Annotated in this window: 19 protein-coding genes and 1 pseudogene; 11 read left to right on the top strand and 9 right to left on the bottom strand. The window is 50.0% G+C overall.

Annotation, left to right across the window (positions count from 1 at the left end; translation table 11 throughout):
• Positions 1-145: 145 nt before the first annotated feature.
• From JW499_RS02800 to tcuA, 3 genes are all read right to left on the bottom strand, one after another.
• Complete coding sequence (locus JW499_RS02800) at positions 146-826, bottom strand: GntR family transcriptional regulator (protein WP_205209157.1); 681 nt, start codon at positions 824-826, stop codon at positions 146-148.
• 96 nt (positions 827-922) lie between these two features.
• The gene (gene tcuB / locus JW499_RS02795) at positions 923-2,041 is read right to left on the bottom strand and encodes a tricarballylate utilization 4Fe-4S protein TcuB (RefSeq protein WP_205209156.1); all 1,119 of its coding nucleotides are present in this window, start codon (positions 2,039-2,041) and stop codon (positions 923-925) included.
• Positions 2,028-3,422 carry an FAD-dependent tricarballylate dehydrogenase TcuA gene (gene tcuA / locus JW499_RS02790; protein ID WP_205209155.1) on the bottom strand — a complete coding sequence of 465 codons (1,395 nt, stop codon included), beginning with the start codon at positions 3,420-3,422 and terminating at the stop codon, positions 2,028-2,030. Before tcuA ends, tcuB begins: the two co-directional genes overlap by 14 nt.
• 231 nt (positions 3,423-3,653) lie before the next feature.
• Here tcuA and JW499_RS02785 point away from each other — a divergent pair, with 231 nt between their 5' ends.
• Genes JW499_RS02785 through JW499_RS02775 form a run of 3 tightly spaced genes read left to right on the top strand, consistent with a single transcriptional unit; the run spans position 3,654 to position 6,803 of the window.
• The gene (locus tag JW499_RS02785) at positions 3,654-4,325 is read left to right on the top strand and encodes a response regulator transcription factor (RefSeq protein ID WP_091355272.1); all 672 of its coding nucleotides are present in this window, start codon (positions 3,654-3,656) and stop codon (positions 4,323-4,325) included.
• Positions 4,318-5,745 carry a sensor histidine kinase gene (locus JW499_RS02780; protein WP_205209154.1) on the top strand — a complete coding sequence of 476 codons (1,428 nt, stop codon included), beginning with the start codon at positions 4,318-4,320 and terminating at the stop codon, positions 5,743-5,745. Before JW499_RS02785 ends, JW499_RS02780 begins: the two co-directional genes overlap by 8 nt.
• Positions 5,742-6,803 (top strand): ABC transporter substrate-binding protein, encoded by a 1,062-nt coding sequence (locus JW499_RS02775; RefSeq protein ID WP_205209153.1) that lies wholly within the window; start codon positions 5,742-5,744, stop codon positions 6,801-6,803. The genes JW499_RS02780 and JW499_RS02775 overlap by 4 nt, the downstream gene beginning before the upstream one ends.
• 6 nt (positions 6,804-6,809) lie before the next feature.
• Here JW499_RS02775 and JW499_RS02770 read toward each other — a convergent pair whose 3' ends face one another.
• Entirely contained in the window at positions 6,810-7,718 is a 909-nt protein-coding gene (locus JW499_RS02770) for a LysR family transcriptional regulator (RefSeq protein WP_205209152.1), read from the bottom strand.
• Between the two features lie 125 nt (positions 7,719-7,843).
• Here JW499_RS02770 and JW499_RS02765 point away from each other — a divergent pair, with 125 nt between their 5' ends.
• From JW499_RS02765 to JW499_RS02750, 3 genes and pseudogenes are all read left to right on the top strand, one after another.
• Positions 7,844-8,569 carry a sulfite exporter TauE/SafE family protein gene (locus tag JW499_RS02765; protein WP_232846203.1) on the top strand — a complete coding sequence of 242 codons (726 nt, stop codon included), beginning with the start codon at positions 7,844-7,846 and terminating at the stop codon, positions 8,567-8,569.
• Between the two features lie 51 nt (positions 8,570-8,620).
• Entirely contained in the window at positions 8,621-9,592 is a 972-nt protein-coding gene (locus JW499_RS02760; protein WP_205209150.1) for a D-2-hydroxyacid dehydrogenase family protein, read from the top strand.
• Between the two features lie 331 nt (positions 9,593-9,923).
• Positions 9,924-11,402, top strand: a pseudogene (locus tag JW499_RS02750) (aminotransferase class III-fold pyridoxal phosphate-dependent enzyme).
• A gap of 110 nt (positions 11,403-11,512) precedes the next feature.
• On the opposite strand, the gene JW499_RS02745 reads toward JW499_RS02750, so the two are convergent.
• The gene (locus tag JW499_RS02745) at positions 11,513-12,286 is read right to left on the bottom strand and encodes an IclR family transcriptional regulator (RefSeq protein WP_205209148.1); all 774 of its coding nucleotides are present in this window, start codon (positions 12,284-12,286) and stop codon (positions 11,513-11,515) included.
• Positions 12,287-12,620: 334 nt separating this feature from the next.
• On the opposite strand from JW499_RS02745, the gene JW499_RS02740 reads away from it, so the two are divergent.
• Both JW499_RS02740 and hpaD read left to right on the top strand, forming a co-directional pair.
• On the top strand, positions 12,621-13,694 hold the full coding sequence (locus tag JW499_RS02740; protein WP_205209147.1) for an AraC family transcriptional regulator: 1,074 nt from the start codon (positions 12,621-12,623) through the stop codon (positions 13,692-13,694).
• 612 nt (positions 13,695-14,306) lie between these two features.
• Positions 14,307-15,155, top strand: a complete 849-nt coding sequence (hpaD, locus tag JW499_RS02735) for a 3,4-dihydroxyphenylacetate 2,3-dioxygenase (protein ID WP_205209146.1) — start codon at positions 14,307-14,309, stop codon at positions 15,153-15,155.
• 107 nt (positions 15,156-15,262) lie between these two features.
• On the opposite strand, the gene JW499_RS02730 is transcribed toward hpaD, so the two are convergent.
• The 4 genes from JW499_RS02730 to JW499_RS02715 form a co-directional block, all read right to left on the bottom strand.
• Positions 15,263-17,299 (bottom strand): sigma-54-dependent Fis family transcriptional regulator, encoded by a 2,037-nt coding sequence (locus JW499_RS02730; protein ID WP_205209145.1) that lies wholly within the window; start codon positions 17,297-17,299, stop codon positions 15,263-15,265.
• A gap of 317 nt (positions 17,300-17,616) precedes the next feature.
• Positions 17,617-18,414, bottom strand: a complete 798-nt coding sequence (locus JW499_RS02725) for a substrate-binding periplasmic protein (RefSeq protein WP_205209144.1) — start codon at positions 18,412-18,414, stop codon at positions 17,617-17,619.
• 24 nt (positions 18,415-18,438) lie between these two features.
• On the bottom strand, positions 18,439-18,864 hold the full coding sequence (locus JW499_RS02720; protein WP_205209143.1) for a c-type cytochrome: 426 nt from the start codon (positions 18,862-18,864) through the stop codon (positions 18,439-18,441).
• Between the two features lie 66 nt (positions 18,865-18,930).
• Entirely contained in the window at positions 18,931-20,523 is a 1,593-nt protein-coding gene (locus JW499_RS02715) for a pyrroloquinoline quinone-dependent dehydrogenase (protein WP_332874407.1), read from the bottom strand.
• A gap of 500 nt (positions 20,524-21,023) precedes the next feature.
• On the opposite strand from JW499_RS02715, the gene pqqA reads away from it, so the two are divergent.
• From pqqA to JW499_RS02700, 3 genes are all read left to right on the top strand, one after another.
• Positions 21,024-21,098: a pyrroloquinoline quinone precursor peptide PqqA gene (pqqA, locus tag JW499_RS02710; protein WP_205209259.1), complete on the top strand. Its 75-nt coding sequence runs from the start codon at positions 21,024-21,026 to the stop codon at positions 21,096-21,098.
• A 375-nt stretch (positions 21,099-21,473) separates the two neighbouring features.
• Positions 21,474-21,980 carry a VOC family protein gene (locus JW499_RS02705; protein ID WP_205209141.1) on the top strand — a complete coding sequence of 169 codons (507 nt, stop codon included), beginning with the start codon at positions 21,474-21,476 and terminating at the stop codon, positions 21,978-21,980.
• A gap of 78 nt (positions 21,981-22,058) precedes the next feature.
• Positions 22,059-23,300: a HupE/UreJ family protein gene (locus tag JW499_RS02700; RefSeq protein ID WP_205209140.1), complete on the top strand. Its 1,242-nt coding sequence runs from the start codon at positions 22,059-22,061 to the stop codon at positions 23,298-23,300.
• Positions 23,301-23,334 lie beyond the last annotated feature (34 nt).

Below are 23,334 nucleotides of genomic sequence, written 5' to 3'. Positions count from 1 at the left end.
AGATAAGCCTGCCGGGGTAAACACTCGTAATGAGCGGTTATCCCGGTTAGCTCATGTACCATAACGGGCTAACCTGTCATAAACCTGTCACAACCTTCTGCGGTTGCCGGAACGGGGAGTTGAGAACAGGAATCAGGCGTTACCCTCAGGCTGTCGGTTGATTGGATAACTCGCCGGTAAGGATTCGGATTCTGGCCTGCTGGGCCTGACGAATATGGTCGCGGGCGGCTTGTTCTGCAGCAACAGAATCGCCCTTTTCTATCGCTTCAAGAATTCGCTGATGTTCGGCCAGGGCCGTTTCACTACGCGAAGGCAGTGTATACGTCGTGGAGCCAAGGAGCGCCATCGCATCACGCAGGCTACTCAGGGATTTCAGTAGATAGCGGTTATGCGCAGCATGATAGATCGCGTTATGAAAAGCACGGTTTATTTCCGCTTGTATCGCGACATTGCCGCTCTGTTGTTTCTCCTGATTAAAAATCTCCCGGAGACTGAAAATCTCTGGCTCAGAGGCGTGTTTCGCGGCGAGGCTGGCTGCAGCAGCTTCCAGTACTTCCCGCATCTGATAGAGTTCTATTACCGCCTGGTAGTCCAGCTCGGCGACGGCCATCCCTTTATGGCCAACAAGACAGATGAGCCCCTCAGACTCCAGTCGCCGAACCGCCTCACGTACCGGCGTACGACTAATTTTCAGCCATTCGGCCAGTTCTACTTCCCGTATCCGGCTGCCAGGCTTTAACTCACCACTGAGAATTGCATTCAGAAGTTGCTGATAGGCGTGTTCAGCCCTGGAGGATTGCGATTTTTTTGAGGACTGTGTAGCCATGGAGAACCTCGGAATCAAATTGAAAAGAGAGCGTTAAATGCCACAGGGGTTTATCAGAAAACCCCTGTGGATCAATGGTCAGCTGGATCGCGACTTTTACTGCAGTTGCTGTTCGCGTAACAGTGCCGCTAACCGATAGAAACCATGTACCATTTTAGAGAACGGCATTAACACAAAGAACGCTAATACTGAGCCAAGATGAAACGCTAACAGTTCGGGTAGCCAGGGGCTGGCAGCCAAAACATAAAGCGCTAATCCTGAAGTGCTGACCAAAAATAGCAAAATGATAAAGCCCATTTCACCACCCCAGACACGGCGATCAGCTAAGTCCCGGTCGGCTTGTAACTTTAAGACCCCGAGTCCCAGCGTTCCGATGCTGAGCAGTACCCCACCCGAAACGCCTAGCATTTTGGGAAGAGAGAAGAGGGGATACGGTGCCTGCATATCAAACAGGTAGTGCATCAGTGTGCCTGCGGAGGTTGCAGCAAAGCAGAGCAAAAAGCCAATCATTGTCGCCTGATGATACCAGCGACGCGCATTGGAGAAGCGGTCTTCATCTTCGAAATTACACCCCTCCCCGCTACCCCCTGCAAGGTTACGCATCTTCGCAACACTCGCTAACGCTGCCTTGATATGACTCAGCTGCAACTGAGTGCCGCCAACGCTGCGCCAGTATCGCCGCACGCTGATAGCAATAGCTAACACCGGGAGTAAAAAAGCAGGGATAAAAATAGCAATCATGGCGTTATGAGAAAGCTGGCTATAAAAGCCTTCACCCAAGTTTGCGTTCATACTTTGAGGCAGCTGATTGATCAGCCATAGCAGCAGCGCAAACCCTATCACAACGGCAACAGCGAGAGCTGCACCACTACGGTGAAATGCGCCGGCCATAAACGCAGGCATAGCATTGTCTTGCCAGCTGTTCTGACGAACTTCGGCCAGCACTTTAGGTATGTTAATACCGAACTCATGCGGTGCCGTATACTGGCAGGCGTAGTAGCAACCCCGGCAGTTGTGGCAGAGATTAGCCAGCTGGGTAATCGTCGCCTCCGAGAAGGTCCGCTCGCGATTTACAGCAGGAAATACCGAGCAGAAGCTCTCACAGTAACGACAGGCGTTACAGACTTCCAGTTGTCGCCGGGCTTCAGTCATAGAACCATCAGTGGTTTGTAGAGCTTCATTCGGGTCGATATTGACGACATTAATGCTTTGCATAATTTGCTGCCTCCTTTCCGGCAATACGACCAAAAACCGTACCGATAGTCATTCCAAAGCCCGCCAGATACCCCTGACCCAGTATTGAGCCAGCCATAGTCTCTCCAGCAGCCCAAAGGTTTTCGATGGGGCCTTCGGCGCTCTGCACCTGGGCGGTTTCATCCACCTTTAAACCTAAATAAGTGAAAGTTACACCGGTACGCAGGCTGTAGCCGTAATATGGTGGCGTATCAATAGGTCTGGCCCAGTTAGTTTTAGCCGGTGAGATGCCATCAGTGGCAAGACCATCAAGTTCCGTTGGGTGGAACTGACCAGGGCGACAAGCGGCATTGAACTCCTCAATGGTGTTCTGTAATGCCTCTGGGGGTAAGGTGAGCTTTTCTGCCAGTTCTTCAATACTGTCAGCCTTGATCGGCGGGAATACCGATGGCATGAACAGTTCCAGCGACTTTGCATCGATGATGACATAGCCAACCTGTTCAGGCTGGGCTGCGACTAAGCGGCCCCAGATGGCATAACGCTTTGGCCATACATCCTCGCCTTCATCATAAAAGCGCTGAGCCGCATTATTAACGACCACCGAAAAGGGAACACAGTCCAGACGGGTAACGATGCCACCGTCAAACTTTGGCGCACGGCCATCGATGGCAACGGCATGGCACTGGGTTGGATCACCAACGGATTCAGCGCCCTGATCCAACAAGTCACGTAACACAGCACCTTTATTGTATGGCGTTCCGCGAATCAGAAAGTTTTTCGCCGCCGGACCCCACGCACTGGCTAACCAGTCGAGGTCTGCCTGAAAACCGCCGGATGCAACGATAATCGCCTTAGGCGTTAATCGATGTGACCGCTCCTGGTGGGTGAACTCCACGGCCTCGATACGGTTGCCACAACGCTCAAGATGAGTCACCTGAGCTTCGTACATAACCTCAACACCCAGTTTAAAAGCGGTGCGATAATAGGCGTTGACCAGGGCTTTACCACCGCCCATGAAAAAGGCATTTGTGCGGGAAAGGGACAAGGTGCCAGAGAGTGAGGGCTGAAAGCGTACACCGTGCGCCTCCATCCAGGCGTAACTCTCTTCAGTGCCACGGATAGCGACTCTGGCCAGCTTTTCATCTGTCTTACCTTTGGTCACTTTAAGAAGATCTTCAAAGTACTCCTCTTCTGTATAGCGGTCCGTCAATACAGCTAACGGTTCCTGATGCATACAACGAAAATTACGCGTATGACGAGAGTTGCCGCCACGGTAAGGTTTGGGGGCTCCCTCTAATATTAAGACCGTACTGCCATGTTCCGCAGCAGTAATGGCAGCACATAATGCGGCGTTTCCACCGCCAATGACTACCAGATCATAGGTTTTAGCTTGCTGGATCATTATTTTGCCTGCTCTTAATTGCATACAAATGAATACATTTGGGTACATCTTAGAGCGCCAAGCTGTCACCAACCTGTCACGATGACTTAGTGAAGTGATATGGATCGTGAGAGCGACAAAATGAAAAATTATTCCTTCATTTTTCGTGGGTCAGACTGATAGGATGAAACGAAAATACTAATAAAAAAGATCACAAACTGATGTTTGTGACGTTTTTCTCTGGCAAAAAATATGCGAATTCTAATAGTTGAAGACGATGAGATTCTTGGTGAAGCCATTAGTCAGCGGGCGACGAAGCAAGGCCATGGTGCTGACCTGGTTACGACAGGTACAAAAGCCAATGAGATTCTCAAACATCAGTCTTATGACCTGGTTATTCTGGATCTCAACCTGCCTGGACTGAACGGTGACCAGGTACTGGAAAAGTTACGTAGTCGCCATTCAAAAACCCCCGTGCTCATCCTGACCGCCCGGGATCAGATCGAAGATCGAATTCAGTTACTGGATCTCGGTGCAGATGATTATCTGGCGAAACCTTTTGACTTTGGTGAGCTTGAAGCTCGTTGCAGAGCGATACTTCGACGCCATCAGGGTCAGTCTCTGGACACTATTAACTATGGAAATCTTGAGCTGGATCGACGTGCCTGTACAGTGAAAATTGACGCTGAGCTGGTCGAGATGAAGCAGCGGGAATTTCGTTTACTGGAGATTTTTCTTAGTCACACAGGACGTGTATTAAGCAAAGAGGAGTTACTTGATCACCTCTACGGTTTCGACGAATCTCCCAGCCCCAACGCGATTGAAACCTATGTGGCGCGCCTGCGCAAAAAGCTACAGAGTAGCTCCGTCGATATTCGGACGCTGCGCGGTCTGGGATATCTGCTGGACCGGGAAAATGGTTAGATATCCCTCCCAGTCTATTCGCAGTCAGCTAACCCTGATGACCGTCTGTTTACTGCTTGTATTGGCAGCACTGAGTTACTGGTCGGCTCATCTGTATGGCAACAGAGCAGCCAGACTTTCCTATGACCGGTTGATGGCCGGAGCGGCTCTGCAGGTGGCAGAAAGCATTGGTATTCAGGATGGAGAGGTGATTTCTGATTTGCCACAGTCAGCCTTCGAAACCCTGTCTCTGGCACCTGATGACCGGGTCTTTTACGCTATCACTACCGCTGATGGCGACCATATTACTGGCTATGAAGGATTACCCCAACTCAACCCAAGCTCTGGAAAAGTCAGGCGATTGGATGGACGGAGCGAGCTATCCCCACAATTCTTTGATGCTTATTACAGTAATGAACCGGTACGCTTTGTTGTTGTTAAGCGGGTACTGAATGATGTGGGTATTACGCTGGAAGTACAGATACAGATTGGTCAGACGCAGAGAGCGAGCAATGCGTTATCGGCAGATATCAGTTGGCGCGTATTGCAGTTTGTCGCGTTCTTTTCCGTGCTCGCATTGGTGCTGATTTTATTTGGTATCTGGATGCTGTTAAGGCCACTGAATCAGTTAAACATCGCGCTCAGTGAACGCTCCCATGTGGATCTTAGTCCTTTGGATCTTCAGGTACCGCAAGAAGTAGAACCGTTATTAAAGACGATTAATCACTTCATGGAGCAATTAGCCACAACGCTGGACCGTTTGAAGCGCTTTACCGGTGAAGCGGCCCACCAGATCAGAACACCGCTCGCAGGCCTGAAGTCGCAGGCACAAAATGCCCTGGAAGAACATGATCCACAACTACGCGAGCTACAATTAAAACGTGTCGTCGAATGCAGTGATCTGCTCTCCGGAACGGTCAGGCAGATGTTGAATCAGGCAAAATTAACCTACCGGTTTCAGAGCGAACTGTTCAATTCAGTACGTCTGGATAGCCTGATTAAAGAGGTTTGTCGTGACGTGGCGGTGGCGGCTTTGCGCAGCGATGTCGAGGTTGTTTACCTCAGTGCTGTGGAGATTTGTGTTGATGGTGATGAGTTTGCATTAAAGCAGATGATACAAAATATCTTAGAAAACGCGATTAAATATAGTCCAAGCGGGGGTGTAGTCGAGGTGGATCTGGTTGCCACTGCCGCACCTAAAGGAAAGGTCAGCGCTGTGCTTCAGGTGAGCGATAGCGGGCCGGGTATCCCGGAAGATGAGCGGTCACATGTTTTCAAACAGTTTTATCGTAGCCCGAATAATAAGCGCCCGGGTAGTGGTTTGGGGCTTTCTATTGCCCGGGAAGTCGCTGAACATCACCGCGCAATATTAGAGCTGAAAGACAACCAGCCGCATGGTCTGATGGTAGAGATCTGCTTTGAAGGGAGACTGGTGAAATGATACGGCAAGCGATGCTGGCATTAGTGCTAATGATCTGCAATGTTCCGCTTCAGGCTGAAACACTCTATGATCTTCCAGCGTCTGAGCAGCCCGCATCCCAACTCAGAATCTACGGAGCTGCGGATTATCCCGCCATTGCAGCGGTGTTGCAGCAGTTTCAAAAAAAATATCCCCGTATCTCTGTTCACTATACCGAATTTAATACCCGGGTATTGTATCAGCGTTTTCTTGAGGAGCAGCCGCACAGTGTCGATCTGGTGCTGAGTTCCGCGATGGATCTACAAATTAAATTAGTTAACGACGGCTATGCTCAGCCTCATCTGTCTTTGGAAACAGAACGGCTACCTCGTTGGGCAAACTGGCGTAATGAGATTTTTGGTTTTACCTATGAACCGGCGGTGATTGCTATCAATAGTGACGTTATAAAAGGTGAGGATCTGCCCCGTAGCCGTTCAGAATTGCTGAGCTTAATCCGGCGCAAGAGCGATCTGGTCAAAGGCAGGATCGGCACATTTGATATCGAGCGGGTTGGCGTTGGTTACCTGACCTGGGCTAATGATCGCAAACAATCAGGCAGCTACGGGCGGCTGCTAGAGTCCTTTGGCACCCACCAGGCAAGGCGTTTTCCGAGTAGTTCGTCGATGCTCAAGGCGCTTGCCAGCGGTGAAATTGTCATCGCTTACAATCTGATGGGCTCTTATGCGCTTGCCGCAGCCAAGAAAAATCCCGTGATTAAGGTCATCATGCCCGAAGATTACACGGCGCTGGTAATGCGCAGTGCTTTTATTCCCAGGAAGGCCCAAAACTTACATAACGCGCGTCTGTTTCTCAACTATCTGCTCTCGCTTGAGGGGCAGCAACTGCTGGCTGATCGCGCCAGTTTGTTTCCCATTCGTGATGATGTCACTGGCATGCAAACCGCCCATACCCTGCTCAGTTCATCTCAAGGTCGGTTTCAGCCGATTCCACTGGGACTCGCGCTATTGGTACATACCGATCAGGCAAAGCGTCGCCTGATTCTGGATGAGTGGGACGCGGCCATGAAATCGGTCGATTAGGCTCACTTATCGCTCTTTGCTAGCAATCATCTCGTCCCAGAAATGGCTGGCCAGTTCACTCAGGGGATGTTGCTGCAACCGGATCAGGTAGATAGGCACTTCGCTACACGAGGCGAAATTCTCTACCTGTAGCGGAATGAGTGCCCCGCCTGCCAGTTCTGCTTCAATCATATGCAAAGGAATACGCGCCCACCCCATATCAGCCAGCAGTAGTGCTTTCTTAACCTGATAATCTTTGACATACCAACGCCGTCCACCTGAGATGATATTGATATTATCGATCGGTGACTGAGAGCCGGTGTCTGCCACTAATATATGCGGAACGTGGCGAAGCACCTGCTGCGCAATAACCCCTGAGGTGTTGCTCCTATTGGCTTTCAGCAGACAAGCGTTAATACAAGAGGGGGTGGCGACAGTAATCATCGATACCTTTCCTATATCCACAAATTCAAAACGATCATCCAATCCGGTATGCGGGCCAATAGCCACATCCGCCTTATCCAGATGCAGTTGTTCGAGAATACCCGAGAGATGCTCAGTGCTGATACTCAGTTGTAAATCCGGATGCCTGTCGCAGAATTGTTTGATCGTGTTAAGGCCCGGGGGTATAGCACACATGGCACTCAAAGAGATCGACAGACGGGGGGCAGCGCCTTTGGACAATTGATGCCCGAGGGATTCCAGTTCCGCCACATGATTCAGTAGTCGTTTCGCTTCCTTATAGAATGATTTTCCTTCAGCGGTCAGGGTAGGTCTGTAGGCATCCCGGCTTAATAAACTGATCCCAAATTGCGCTTCCAGTGCCTTCACCGCCGCACTGATGGTGGGCTGGGTTTTGAACAGGTGAGAGGCCGCCGCGCGAAAGCTGCCCTGCTCTACCACGCTGACAAAGGCTCGTAGTTGATCACTTTTCATGAACGTAAAAACCTATCATTATGATAACAATATGTAGTTATCATGTTTTCGTCTTTAGCGCTACGCTAGTCGCTCATTTACGATTGAATACCCCTCCATTTTTTGAACGCGTAAGGAGCAAATTGTTGGACAGTGCCACTCTCGTTTTATTGGGCGCAGGATTAATTACCGGTTTTTCTAAATTTTCAGTTGGCGGTATGGGTATGCTGATCCTGCCGCTACTGATGATCACACACTCCGGTCCCGAAGCACTGGGAATAATGGTGCCAATGTACATTGTGACGGATCTGGTCGTCATCTCGCTATATAGCAAGCAGGTGAACTGGGGTGTGCTGTTACGATTGCTCCCCCTGCAGCTGCTGGGCATGATCATGGGTAGCTGGTTGTTAGCCGATATGAGCGCCTCGGTGTTTTCCTGGCTTATTGGCAGCATCATTATCGGCATGGTGTCCTTAAGCTGGTGGCTGGAACATCATGATGCTGCATTTATGCGTCAGCCCGCGATGGCTTCCTGCGTTGGTCTGGTGACCGGCGTCATCAGTATGACTGCCAGTGCGGCTGGGCCTTTAATGAGTCTTTATATGTTGGAGCAGAAACTCACAAGAACAGCCTACATCAGTACCCGTGCATTTTTCTTTCTGATAATTGATCTGGCAAAAATTCCCATGTTGCTGAGCTTAGGGTATCTGAACATGGAAACCACCCTGACGGGTATAAAGGCTTTACCGGCAGTTGCTATCGGTGCTTTTATCGGGTTCTTGCTGTTACGTTCGTTAAAGTTAACGCAGTTTAAATGGATCATCAGGGGAATGGCTGCAGTCGCAGCAATCAAGCTGTTTATGTTCAGTTAACGATCCTCTGTGTTCAGTGGATAAGTTTCGCTAAATAAGAAGGAGAGCTTCATGAAAATTGCCGTTTTAGATGATTATCAGGATGTTGTTAAAACCCTGAAGTGTTTCAAAATTCTCAATGGACATGAGGTTCACGTGTTTAATGAAACCTGGACGGATGCTGAAGCGTTAGCTCAGAAACTATTTGATTTTGAAGTCCTGGTGTTAATTCGGGAGCGCACTCAAATTACCGAAGAGTTGTTGTCAAAGCTGCCAAATCTCAGGCTTATCAGTCAAACCGGTAAAGTCAGTAATCACCTGGATCCAGCTTTGTGCCACCAATATGGTGTCTCTGTCGTTGAAGGGATTGGCTCTCCTGTCGCGCCATCTGAACTTTGCTGGGCGCTGATCATGGCGGCTTCGCGCAATATCCCTGAATATGTTGAAAACCTGTCACATTCTCAGTGGCAGGACTCAGGAGTACTCGGGTTAGGCCGGACATTAAATGGCTTAACGATAGGCATTTGGGGGTATGGGAAAATTGGCAAACGCATCGCCCAATACGCAAAAGTATTTGGTATGTCTGTGCTTGTCTGGGGCAGTGAGGCATCCAGAAAGCTGGCTGAAGAAGATGGCTTTGCGGCTGCCTCCAGCAAACTGGATTTTTTTAGTCGTGCTGACATTGTATCTCTTCATTTAAGGTTAAATGAGGCGACAAAACACTGTGTAACCAAAGCTGATCTGGCTTGCATGAAGTCAGACTCACTCTTTGTTAATACCAGCCGGGCTGAGTTAGTTGAGCCCGGTGCGCTGTATAGCGAAATGAAAGAGAAACAAACAAAACGCGCTGCATTAGATGTGTTTTTGGTTGAGCCCGCCAATCAAAACACTGAAGCACTGCTGTCATTGCCAAATGTGCTTTGCTCTCCCCATCTTGGTTATGTAGAAAAAGGGAGTTACGAACTTTATTTTAGAGCAGCGTTTGAAAACGTCGTGGCTTTTTCGCAAGAAAACGGTACGGGCCTGATAACACCGGGCACTTAAATATCAGACGAAAAACGGTCAGTTATTCATCTGCGGCAGCGGAAGCAGGGTTTGGTATTTAACCATAACAGAGGATCACAATATACCGGCACCGAGCGTGCTGGTATATTGTGACCCTTAGACCATATTAAGTAAGTACTGAACAACATACCGAATAAGTTGGCTATATAACCCGAAATAGCATCTGGTCTTATGCCGCTGAAACTCATTTACTCTCTTTAACTTTACTGCTGATATACACCACGATTGAGAGGATGGTGATGCTCAGCAACACCAGGCTGATCGGCCGAGTAATGAAAATCGTCAGATCACCTTCTGATATTCCCATGGACTGTCTGAATCGCGTCAGGAAGACTGGCCCCAGAACCATGCCCGGAATAATAGGAATAACTGGGATATCATTCTTTATCAGCACATAGCCAACACCTGTAAAAAACAGCGCAATCAGTGCATCGCTCACCTGATAGTTCTGACTGTAGCTGCCAATAAACCCAGCACCAGAATAAAGGCACCAATAAACCGCCCTCTGATACGGGTCACACTGATTATTACCTCTTCCGATGGTAACTACGTCACTGATGTTGATAACAATCGACTGCTGGATGGCGTTGGTGGCCTGTGGAACGTCAATATTGGCCACAATCGAGTCGAAGTCAAAGCCGCTATTAATAAGCAGATGGATGAGCTGGCGTATTACCAGATGTTCGATGGCATCGCTCACCCCCGGGTATACGATCTGGCGGATTAGCTGATCGAAATGTTCCAGCCGGAGGATATGTCCCGGGGGTTGTTCAGCAGCGGTGGTTCCGATGCGGTTGAGACCGCCCTGAAGCTGTCCCGTCAATACTGGATTGCAGCGGGTGAGCCAAAGCGCACCAAGTTTATCTCCCTGCGTAATGCGTACCACGGTGTACACATGGGCGGTACCTCTGTTGGCGGTAATAACGTCTACCATATGAACCACGGCCCTCTGCTGGCGGGTTGCGTTCAGGTGGATACGCCCTGGTTATATCGCAATCCCTGGGACTGTGAAGACCCCGAGCAACTGACGGCACACTGCATTCGTCAGTTGGAAGAGCAGATCCAGTTCCATGGTCCTGACAGCTTTGCTGCGTTTATTGCTGAACCGGTTCAGGGGGCTGGCGGTGTTATTGTGCCACCCGATAGCTATTGGCCTGCAGTACGTAAGCTGCTGAACAAGTACAACATTCTGCTGATCGCCGATGAAGTTGTCACCGGTTTCGGTCGTTCTGGTTGCATGCCGGGTTCCCGGGGATGGGGCGTTATGCCTGATATTCTCTGTCTGGCAAAAGGGATCTCTGCCGGTTATATCCCGTTGGGTGCAACTGTTTTCAATAAGCGTATTACCGATGCTATCGAAAACAGCCAGGACTTCAGCGGCATGATCATGCACGGTTACACCTATTCCGGGCACCCAACCGCCTGTGCTGCAGCACTGGCTGTGCCCGACATTGTCGAGAAAGAGGATCTGCCAGGTAATGCGAAAAAAATCGGTGCGCATCTGAAAGAAGCGTTACTGCCGTTGGTTGAAAAGTTTGCGCATCTGGGTGAAGTTCGTGGTAAAGGCCTGATGCTGGCGCTTGATCTGGTGGTTGATAAAGCGACTCGTCAGCCGGTAAATCCGATGGAGGGCTACGCTAACCGCATCGCTGAAGCGGCCAAACAGAACGGGGGGTTGGTGCGCCCGGTGGGCACCAAGATTATCCTTTCTCCTCCTCTGACCCTGACCATTGAGGAAGCCGATAAGATAGCTGCGGCACTGGATATTGCCTTCAGTACCGTTAAATAAACGCATACCGGATGCGAAGCAACAGTTGATCTCCTACTGGCAAACCCACCAGTAATTTCAGGCTAACCCGATCATCGGGTTAGCCTTTTTTCTTCTGCTAATTGAAGCCTTTAAGCAACCGTTTCTGCAGCTGTTGCTTTATCAGACTCTGACGAAACAATCCTGGCCGCAATGCAATTCGCCGCACTTTTTACCAGCTCAATCACCGCTTCATGGCGGAGTAACTGAAAACTGGATGTTCCCCCCACGGCGGCAATACTACCGAGAATATCCTCTGTCCCCGGCTTGATAATCGGCGCGGCAATACCGGTGAGTCCGGAGTTCAGTTCATCATGGGTAATGCAGTAGCCATCCTGACGAATTGAACGGGTTACCTGAGAAAAACTCTTCCAGGTAAAGTCATACTCAGCGTTGTTTTCGATCGCTTCATGGAACAACTTCTTCAGCTTGCGGCCCTTTTGATAGGACACCAGCACTTTGGACTGAGCGCCTTTAAAGAGCGGCAGTGGCTGACCCCGGCCAAATGAAAAGCCGGCTTCTGTGTCAGGCGAATTGATATAGGTGTTAATAATGTGTCCATCGTAAAAAACACTGATATAAACATTCAGTCCTGTCGTTTTGCACAGCTCAGAAATAATGTCCCGGCCGTTTGAGAGCAACGGATCATAGCGACGCATCATCCAGTCCAGCTCGATGATCCTTGGCCCCAGTGTATACTGCCCATCCACCCGGCTCAGCAATCCTGATTCGCACAACTCTTTTACATAGCGATAGGCCGTCGCCCGTGAAAGCCCCATGCCATCGGCGATTGAATCAACATCTAACAGCAGTGAATCCGGCCCAAACATATTCAGTACATTCAGCATCTTGCTAAGGCTTGTCATCTTGCCTCCTTTCAGTAACGTGCGTTGCCGTTGCAAATGTAAAACAGCACACTCAGCGTTGTAATAATCTATCTACCCTATGGAGGGCTCCAATAAACGCAATATTCTCACAATAGAAGAATAACTTCATAAAATAAAGATAAAACAACACCATTTCAGCTTCTTTTTGATAATACAGTGCAGAAAATAGAGCTACATCATGGTAGCAGATCATAAAATCAGACTGTCTGATAATCGCTCTGCGAGAAATGCTATCCGCACCGGGTCGATAAACGGTATCCTTAGAATTGACAGGCTTATTATCCATTTACGTCTTTGAGCTATTTGTGATCAGATGAACAACGGCAACGACCAACAGCATAAGCACCCGCAGATCAACAGCAAGCAGTCATCCACTGTCGTCGGGGGCTGGTCGGTCGCGGTCGGTCGCGCCCTGGATTCTCTTGGCTATAATGGCGATGAACTTCTACGCGCGGCGGGCGTGGACATATCCCGGCTGAGTGATACCGATGTGCGCTTCAGCGCTGACCATACCCGTGCACTCTGGGCGCTGGCGTTAACAGAAACCGGCCAGGAGGATATCGGTTTACAGGTAGCCCGCTATGTCTGCCCCACCACCTTTCATGCCCTGGGCTTCTCATTGTGGGCCAGTAACAGTTTACTCGATGCACTCAAGCGCATGGTGCGCTTTGAAGTATTGCTCAATGATGGCTGCAACCTCTCTCTGGATAAAGCCGATCCGCTAAGTTTCCACTTCAGCATGCAGGTGCGTCAGTCTGATAACCGGCCGCTGGTTGCCGCCGAAGGGGTCGACTATTTTCTCGGCGCAGTGGTGAAAATGTTCCGCGATATGTCGGATCAGCGTTTCGCCCCCCAATCGGTAAGCTTCACCCGTGAGACACCGGTTAACCCGGCATTATGGGAAAGCTACTTTGAGTGCCCTGTCTGTTTTGGTGCGTCTGAAAACCGCTTAGTGCTATGTGCAGACACCCTGAATAAAGAGCTGCCAACGGGCAATACTCTGCTGGCTGAGCAGAACGATAAGCTGGTTGAAGATTATCTGCAGCGTTTACAGATGGCTGATCTTTGCGGCCGGGTGCGCATCGCACTGATCGATCTGATGCCACTCGGGCTGACCACCCTGGAAGCGGTGGCAACCGAGTTAAATATGGTTCCCCGAACGCTGCAGTACAAACTTACCCAGTCCGGCACCACCATCCAGGCACTGCGGGATCAGATCCGCGAAGAGCTGGCGCGTAAATATTTGCAGTATTCCCGCCAGAGTATTACCCAGATCGCCTACTCACTGGGATTCTCTGACCCGGCTCACCTGAACCGGGCCTTCAAACGCTGGACCGGAGAAACCCCGACCGCCTTCCGCACCCGGTATACTCAAAAAGATAGTTAACCACAGAGGACACCGAGATAAATATTTAAAATCCTCTTAACCGCTTTTCTCAGTGAGCTCTGTGCCCTTAGCATGCCTTTGGGTACTGTGGTAAAAATGCTCGATGCTCTTCCTGACACCGGACAAGCTTGTGGGAGCAACGCTGGCATGCCCTCTGGCTACCCGTCACGATAAGCTTTCAGGTAGTGTCAATCTAACTCATCGCCGCGGGGGGGCGCCTCCTACTACAGGTAGCTAATTAAATCTTTTCCCTCTGTGTTTTCTGTGTTCTCTGTGGTAGAAATGCTCGATGCCCTTTCTGACACCGGACAAGCTTGTGAGAGCAACGCTGGCATGACCTCTGGGTACCCGTCACGATAAGCTTTCAGGTAGTGTCAATCTAACTCATCGCCGCGGGGGCGCGCCTCCGACTACAGGTAGCTAATTAAATCTTTTCCCTCTGTGTTCTCGGCGTTCTCTGTAGTAAAAATGCGCTATACAGATCCACCCTGTCTTAAATGGTAAAAGCTTTGCTTTAAATGGCAAAGGCGGTTCAGGAATCCACCCTATACTGGCTCCCATGGAAATAACTTCCGTTAATAAAATCCAATAACAACAGTATTGAGGTGAGTTATGGGCGAACTGGTTCTGGCAGCAAAAGTGACACATGTGCCTTCAATGTTTATCTCTGAGCAGGAGGGGCCACTGCACGGCATCCGTGAATCGGCAATTCAGGGACTACGCCGTATCGGCGACATGTGCCGCGAGCTTAAGGTGGATACCATCGTAATATCGGACACACACTGGCTGGTGAATGCCGGTTTTCATATCAATGCGAAACCGGAGATGTCCGGGGTGTTTACCAGCACTGAGTTTCCTCACTTCCTCAATAATATGGAATACAGCCACACCGGCGACCCAGAACTGGGGCAGCAGATTGCTGAGATTGCCACAGCCAATGGCGTCACCACTCTCTGCCACCATGAGGTTGAAACCCTGCAGCTGCAATATGGCACCCTGGTCCCCCTGCGCTACCTCGGCGTTGGCAACGATATGAAAGTGGTTTCGATTGCCGGCTGGATGTATGACGCAGATCTGGAGGAATCGAAACAGGTCGGCGAAGCAATTCTTGAGGCGATCAACAAATCTGATAAGCGGGTGGCGTTCCTCGCCAGCGGCTCGCTGTCACACCGGATTCCACCGAATAAAGTGGTGGGTGACTATATGTTCAAGATCAGCGAGCCATTGAATCAGGAGATCGACCTGATGGTGATGGATATGTGGAAAAAGGGTCAAACCAAAGCGTTTCTTGACCTGCTGCCGAAATATGCTCAGGACTGTTCCGGAGAAGGCGGTATGCACGACACAGCGATGCTGTTCGGCCTGCTGGGCTGGGACAAATATGAAGGTTGTGCCGAAGTCATGACCGAATACTTCCCAAGCTCTGGCACCGGTCAGTGCAATGTGGTCTTCCCGGTCTGATCCGGATACAGATCTCATATTGAAAAAGCCGTTCTGAGAACGGCTTTTTGCTTTAGTCCGCAACGCAGAGAGACTCATTACCATCCTGCTGAACAGGGAGCCCCTTCTCAGGCAGGAGAATCTGACTCCCCGGCTGCCTCATCGATAAAGAGATTATATTTTTTAATCTTACGGTGTAATGTTGAACGGCTGATACCCAGTGCCCTGGCCGCCCGGGTAACTACCCAGCGGTTTTGTTCAAGCACCTGTTCCAGCTCCTCTTTTTCAGATAGCGGCGGCTGTTCTACTCCGGCCTCTGTCAGGCCAGCCATTGATACCATACGGGATGGCGGGGCATAAGATCGTGCGCCTGCCTCAGAGCTCATTGCGGCAGGTTCAGCAAACACCTCATCCGGCAGATCATCGCTCTGAATCAGATCGCCTTCACGCATACACATTGCGTATTGAAGGACATTTTTCAGTTGGCGGATATTACCTGGCCACTGATACTGACAGAGTACATTCAAAGCCTCCGGGGCGACCTGGACGTTTTCAGCATTCTCTTCATCCCTACACAGGGCGCGCAAAACGTTCTCAATAATAACAGGCTTATCCTGCCGCTCGCGCAGGCTTGGCAACGCTACCTGGAAACCACTGATACGGTAAAACAGATCTTCGCGGAAATCACCACGGCTGACCAGTTCTTTCAGGTCACGGTGGGTCGCACAGATTACATTCAGGCTGACCTTAACAGGATTCACTTCGCCCAGCGGGATGATCTCATTTTCAGCAAGTACTCTGAGCAAACTGGCCTGCAGTTCAATGGGCATATCGCCAATCTCATCAAGAAACAGGGTGCCGCCATGACTGGCCTGAATTTTACCCACCTTGCCGGACTTCAGTCCCCCGGTAAATGTACCCGCACCATAGCCAAACAACTCACTCTCAATCAGCGATTCGGGAATAGCAGCACAGTTAAGGGTTATGAAAGGTTTGTCTGCGCGATCGCTGCTCTCGTGCAGCGCCCGGGCCCAGACCTCTTTACCTGTGCCGGTTTCTCCCTGTAACAGGATACTGATACCTTTGTTCACTATACGCTGACAACGACTGGCCTGTTTCAAGAGGAGCGGCTCTTTTCCCGCAGCGCTGAACAGCGGAGTATCGCTAGCCTGAGCCTCCGCGCTGTGAGTCTGCAAGCCGGACGCTGAGGGTTTCGACGCAGCACTATCAGCGGCTTTCATACGTCGTTCAACAGCAGAGTTATGCAGCAGAGTGGCATAGAGTTTGTGAGGTTTACCCTTAAGCTGAATCAGCATCTCCAGAACAACGGATGATTCCAGTTGCCCGGGATTATCGCTGAATGCCTCCTGAAACTTGCGCCCGACTAACTCATAGCGGTCCCGGCACCCCAATGCCAACAGCAGGGGGGTAGTCGCAGCGATAATGGTATCGCTATCGTTCACCGCGATAAGAGCGTTTGTCTCAGGCCGATGGGGAGAGAATGATAAACTGATCACACGTTGATTAGCGTAGGCATTTTTAAAAACAATCGCCTCTATCTCGTCGGCGGTCTCACATACAAGATTGAGTGCTAAAGCCTGATAAAGCCTGTTTCCGGAGGCATAGGTAGAGATATCCAGCGCGCCAAACGGCGTACCATCCGGAGAGATTAGCGGCGCTGCGGAGCAACTGAAATTATGCAGGTTGAAACCGTAATGTTCTTCAGCAAACACGGTGACCGGCCTGCACTCGGTTAAACAGGTTCCCAGGCCATTCGTGCCGACAATCTTTTCTGACCACAGGGTTCCCTGGCGCAACCCTTTTTGTTCAAGGTCATGGCTGATATTGGAGTCGGCATAGGACTTAACAACCACACCTTCGGTATTCGTTATCAGAACCGCATAGCCACTCTGTTTGGAAACCGTTCTGATCTTATCAAAAACCTCTTCGGAATCACTCAGAAGTTTTTCCATGGGTTCCCGACGCTGTCTGACTTCAGACTCTGAAAGCGAGACCAGCTCAACATTGCTGTCGGGGGACATCTTGTACTGATCACGGCATCTCTGCCAGGAGCTCTGAATATACTTATCGGTATCCTTCTCGCCTGACGGCCGTATTTTTACAGACTTCGCATTCTTATCAGAATAACCTGTATTCGAAGACATCAATTCACCTGCTCACTCCCGCCCTTCGCAATCCAGCGTCCGACAAGGATCATTTTTATATTTATTTTGTGTCAAGTTTGTACCAGCCTGCTGTAACGCTACGCCTTTCTCCTCATAATAAAACTATACTTTGGCACAAAAAACAGCTTGTTAAAATATAGCATACTTCACTGGAACTCAGTATCGCGCCCTGACAACAGGGTTGCCTCCAGCCTCCTTTGATGAGGATTCTGAATGCAAAAAAGGAGCGCGAAAAACGCGCTCCCAACACGGCTTTAAGTACGCGGTTGCGGAGTCAGGATCTGGCTGAAACCAGGTTATTTGACACCATAGCGATTGAATATCTCCAGGAGTGAACCATCACTCTTCATCTCAGCCAGCAGCCGGTTAAAACCATTCCGTGAGTCTTCATCTGACATCCTCAACCCCAGCGCATAGTCATAATTCAGCCTGGTGCCGAGAATATTTTCCGCATCAATCACCTGTAGTCTGTCATGATTTTCCTGATACCATCCGGCAGAAACATTGGTCACCACAGCAGCATCAATCAACCCATCCGCCAGTGCCTGCAAACGACTGGCTTCATCCTGAAAACGGACCGCGATACGGATATGGTTTTTAGTTAAGGCATGGGATGCGATGCTGCCCGGTGAAACCCCGACAACCATCGGTTTAAGGTCATTGATACCGTTGATAACTGCACCATTAGCAAGGGTTACCAGTTTAAACTCCAGATGCAGATAGGGATCAGTGATCAGCAGATATCTGGAGTCGCGATCTTTAAATCGGGCAACTCCGGCATAAAAGTCACACCCCACCTTCTTCGCCTGACGCTTAGAAAAGATCCAGGACACATTCAGGGCAACATCTAACTTTTCAGCAATCGCTCTGGCGATATCGATCTGAAACCCTTCCGCGCTATCTGCCCGCTGAGAAAACGGCATCTGTTCAGGGTTTGCACACAGATTAATCGCCCCCCTGGCTTTTATCTCACTCAGTGCCTGCGCCTGTGTAAGCGGGCTGATGACACAGCAGGCAAGGGTCATCACGCTGATAATGGCGGCATTAAACCACATGGAAAATCGGATGCTCAGCCGTCCTGTTTTTAAGCACATCTCTGACACCTCTGTTTATTGTTTTTACTTTTCTTCACTCAGGGAAAGAATGTAGGTGACCAGCTCCCAACGTTCTTCAGGGGTGAAGGTCCTTTTCCAGGGCGGCATCACCAGTGAACCACGCTTTTTCCCTTTGGTAATGGTTTTGAACAGGTAGTCCGCATCAAAATCACGCCCCTGCAACATCTTTGCTTTACCACCGGAGCCTTTATAGCCATGGCAGTACACGCAGGTCTGGTTGAAACGATGCTCACCATTAGCTACCGATATCGCCTCTTTACTGAACACTTTCGCCTTCATTTCGGCAACATATTCAGGGTCTTCCTGGTTTTTTTTGTCTGCTCTTTTCTCTCCCCCGGTCACCGGCGGCGCCACCGCATAGGTGACGCCACTGAGCAGCGCGATAGCAAACACGCTATACCGGACCGGTCTGAATGGTTTTACTGACATAAAGTGTCTCCCTCTTAATCGTCTGAAAAAGGGGGGGCAGCGATGCCACCCCCAATGCGGAACTGACTAGTCTTCCAGCGTGAACGCAACCAATGCTGCACCACCGGGCAACCCGCCGACTTCAGGGAAAGCACTGGCCATAAATCCAGGAGCGTGAGAACCAAAACCGGTGGCAGCCAGAATGTACTGTTTGCCATTGACGGAATAACTGACAATACCGCCGCGAAGGCCGGAACCAGCATTGAAGTTCCAGATCTCTTTACCATTCTCGGCGTTATAACCGTGGATCACGCCGTAGGGATCACCATTGAAGACCAGATTACCGCCGGTAGTCAGAACACTCCCCAGCCCCGGCAGCGGATAATCTACAGACCATTTCAACCTGCCGGTAATAGGGTCGCGGGCATCCAGTCGGGCAGAGGCTTTTTTACCCGGAGGCGGAACCGCCACCAGCTTACTGACCCCCAGATAGAGTCCGGCGATACCGACATTCTCATGTTCCTGAGGGGCCGGAACAACTATGTTGCACACCTCCATTGCGTTGGTGTACCAGAGACCTGTATCAGGATTGTAGGCGCCATGATTCCAGCTGCGGGCCCCCAAAAGATAGGGACAGATGGTGGTTTCTTTGCCTTCAGGCATATCAACCCGGCCGATCAGCTCGCCGGTTTTCGGATCGATCCCTTTCACGAAATTGATGTTTTCTGCCAGCGGCCAGACATTCTCAACCTTACCGGTATCCTTCTCCAGAACAAACACATAACCACTTTTATTAAGATGCACTAAAACATCTTTGCCGTTAACGTTCAGGCTCAGTGCTTCATAGGCAGAATCGTAATCCCACACATCGTGAGGAATCTCCTGGTAGGCCCACTTCAACTTACCCGTTTTCGGTTCTATCGCCAGCAAGCTGGCACTGTATTTGTTGTCGCCTTCACGCTCGGCACCATAAAAATCTGGCGCCGCATTGGAAGTACCGATAAAGATGGTGTCAGTTTTCTCATCATAGGTACCCGGTAGCCAGGCACCGCTACCGCCCACCTCACCGGAATCACCCGGCCAGCTTTGCGGATCATCCTTTTTGAGGATATCGAAGGTCCACATCCTTTCACCGGTAATCGCATTAACGGCAAAGATTTTACCCTGGGTGGGCTGATCCCCCCCGGTGGTTCCGCCAAACAGAACATCGCCTGCCAACTGCGGCGGAGAGGAGAACAGGCAACCGTAGCACTTCTCCTGATCGGTGATCTGGGTTGACCATTTCTCCTTGCCGGTTTTCTGATCCAGCGCGATAAATCGCCCATCAAGAGAGCCGATGTAGACATTGCCATGACCCACGGTGACGCCACGACTTGCAGCCACATAGAACACCTCATCAACAATCGCATCCAGATCGGCCTGGTAGTGCCAGATCTGCTTTCCAGTGGCCGCTTCAAGGGCAAACACGTTATTGTTTGGCCCAATATAGTAGGCTACACCATCAACCACGATCGGCGTTGCCTGCAGGCCCATCTGAATATCACCGGGCTGATGAATCCAGGCCACTTTAAGCCTGTTAATATTATCGGAGTTGATCTGATCCAGTGGACTGTATCGCCATGCATCGGAGGTTCGGTGGTATTGCGGCCAGTCATTCGGACTCTCTGAGGATGCATTCACTGCTGTCACGCCCAACAATGCAATCGTTGACGTAATACCTATGGATCGCGCTAATTTTTTTATTTTAATCACTTCTCGATCTCCATCTATCAATATCATGCAAACCCACCCAGCAGGTTCGCCACTACACAGTCAGACAGAAACGCAACATGCAGGCCAACCTCAGAAGTCTTTACTGATAAAGTTCTCAAGAAATTGATATATAAGTATTTTTTATTGATAAGTTAAAAAACATCTGGATTTACTCAACGTTTCTTTTACGCGTAAATCCTGCATCACAATACAAACCGTGTCAGGGGATGACACAGTCTGTGCTACCCAACAGAGTGTGCTGGCGACCGATGACCGGGTCGCCACTGTCGGTAACGCCCGCCCAAGACTAACGCAGAGATATTCAGCGGGACCCGTTGCACTCATATCCTGGCGGGTATGATCTTTGCTACACAACGGTGTGACATTAAAGTCACGTTATACATTCATACATAGATGAGGAAAATAAAATGACCTGGACAACACCCGCTTATGAAGATCTGAGAATCGGATTCGAAGTGACGATGTACTTCGCCAACCGCTAGCCCCTTAATAAGTACCGCTTCAACATACGTGCCCCGCCCCCGCTTCATTGCGGGGGTTCTATATCAGGTAACAGCAGAGGTCAAAAGATCTGAACCCGATCATTGCACCAATCCCGTCCCGCCTGCTGCAACACACTGACCCGCTTCCTGATACACACTGACTCAAAAATGCCTGCCGCCATTGTTATACGAATAGCAAACTCCAGCGTAATAACAGGCGTGTGGCAAAAAAGTTTAACTGGCACGGGAAATGCGTTTATGAGTATTCACTGTTCATAAACTATGGAGATCAATATGAAAAAAATAAAAATATTCACTGCTTCGCTATTTTTATTTTCCCTTTTTAGCCAACAAACGCAGGCAGGGATGCCCGGAATGCGAGGGACTCAGCATCTGGGGATTACCGTCCCGAATGTGAAAGAAGCCGTCGCTTTCTTTACCGATGTTATCGGCTGCGAATCCTTCTATTCAATCGGTCCCTTCGGCCCGTTCGATAATGACTGGATGACCGAGAACCTTAATGTCGACAAAAAAGCAGTGATAAAAACCGCTCACCTGATGCGTTGCGGTAATGGCCCGGCACTGGAGATCTTTGAATATACGGCCCCAGATCAAAAGCAACAGCCACCGCGCAACAGCGATATTGGCGGTCATCACCTGGCCTTTTATGTCGATGATATGGCACCTGCAGTAAAGTTCCTGGAAGAGAAAGGGATTAAAGTGCTGGGCAAACCCCACACCTTTACCGATACCGGAATGGCCGGCCTGACCTGGGTGTACTTCATGGCGCCATGGGGGATGCAGCTGGAGATCGTCAGCTACCCATTCGGGCAGGGATATGAGAAAGAGACTGGCCGCAGAATGTGGGATCCACGCTACTAAGCCCCTCCCCCGAATAATTCACAAGGTTACCGATAGCATTACCTTCGGGTAATGCTATTAAACAACAGGGTACCGATTATGAAGACACTATTCTCACTGTTCCTCATGCTGACCGGCTCACTATTCAGTACCACAGTGCTGGCTCACTTTACCCATTTTGAACCCAGAATCATCCATCTCTATCAGGATAACCGGGACACCATTATTCTGATGCGCATGCCGCTGCCCCTGGTTCTTTTAGATAACAGCTGGCAAGGAGTCGACAGCCAGCAGGCGATCCCGTTTACTCGCAGAGTCCCCGCCGCAGAGAGAACTGAATATCTGCTCAATCATAACGAGATCAAAGCCAGTCTGGAACGATTAAAACAATTAATCTCATCAGGCTACCGCATAAAAAAAGAGGGACAGAGTCAGATTTATCGTATTGAGGCTATCAATATATTCAACTCCGACAGCCGCAAACCATTCAGCACGCTGCAGGCAGCTCAAAGCAACTTTAACGGCGTTATTACGATCAGCGAGGATGCCCGTTCGCTATTCGACGCAGGGCTGGATATCCGGCTACGGCTAGCCGATACCTCATTAAACACCGATGAAATCAACATCAGCAGTATTCTGGGGGACAGGTTCAATGCCATTAACCGTCTGGCGAATATCGTCAACCTCCACCGGGAGGATGAAACAACATCTGCCACCACCGTTGGGATTCTCGATTATTCAACGACCCGCCTGCCCACGTTAACCAGCAAACTGATCAATGGGTTTAACAGTGGTTTCAGCCATATACTGATTGGCACTGATCATATACTGTTTATCCTGTTACTGTTTTTCAGTGCCACCGGCTTTCTCAGGCTGCTGTCACTGGCCACTGCGTTCACTCTGGGCCACTCATTCAGCCTGCTGTTCGGTCATAACCTGGCGATCTCATCTGCTGCGTTCACGCCGGGTATTGAACTGCTCATCGCACTCACCATCTGCGTCACGGCAATACTTTTACTGTGTCAGAAAGCACAGCATATCAGCACCACCCCGATACTGATTATCGGTGTCATCCATGGTTTCGGCTTCTCCTTTGTCTTTAACGAACTGGCAAACGAGGGTTCACAAACCAGCATCACTAACCTGCTATCATTCAATATCGGTATCGAAGCGGGTCAGCTGTTTATCTATGGTCTGGCGTTTGTACTGACCGCAATGTGCAAAAAATATCTGACCTTTAAAAGACCGTTGCATATCTATGTCTCAGTCGTCACTCTGATGGTATCGGCCTATTGGATAGTGACCCGTTCGATCCCGTTGCTGGAAACGATACAGGCCTGACAGGTGCCCGAAGCCAGGCTGAAAAAAGGGCGTA

The sequence above is a fragment of the Amphritea pacifica genome, from assembly GCF_016924145.1.
Lineage (GTDB): Bacteria > Pseudomonadota > Gammaproteobacteria > Pseudomonadales > Balneatricaceae > Amphritea > Amphritea pacifica.
This window is presented reverse-complemented; position numbering and strand designations above follow the sequence as displayed.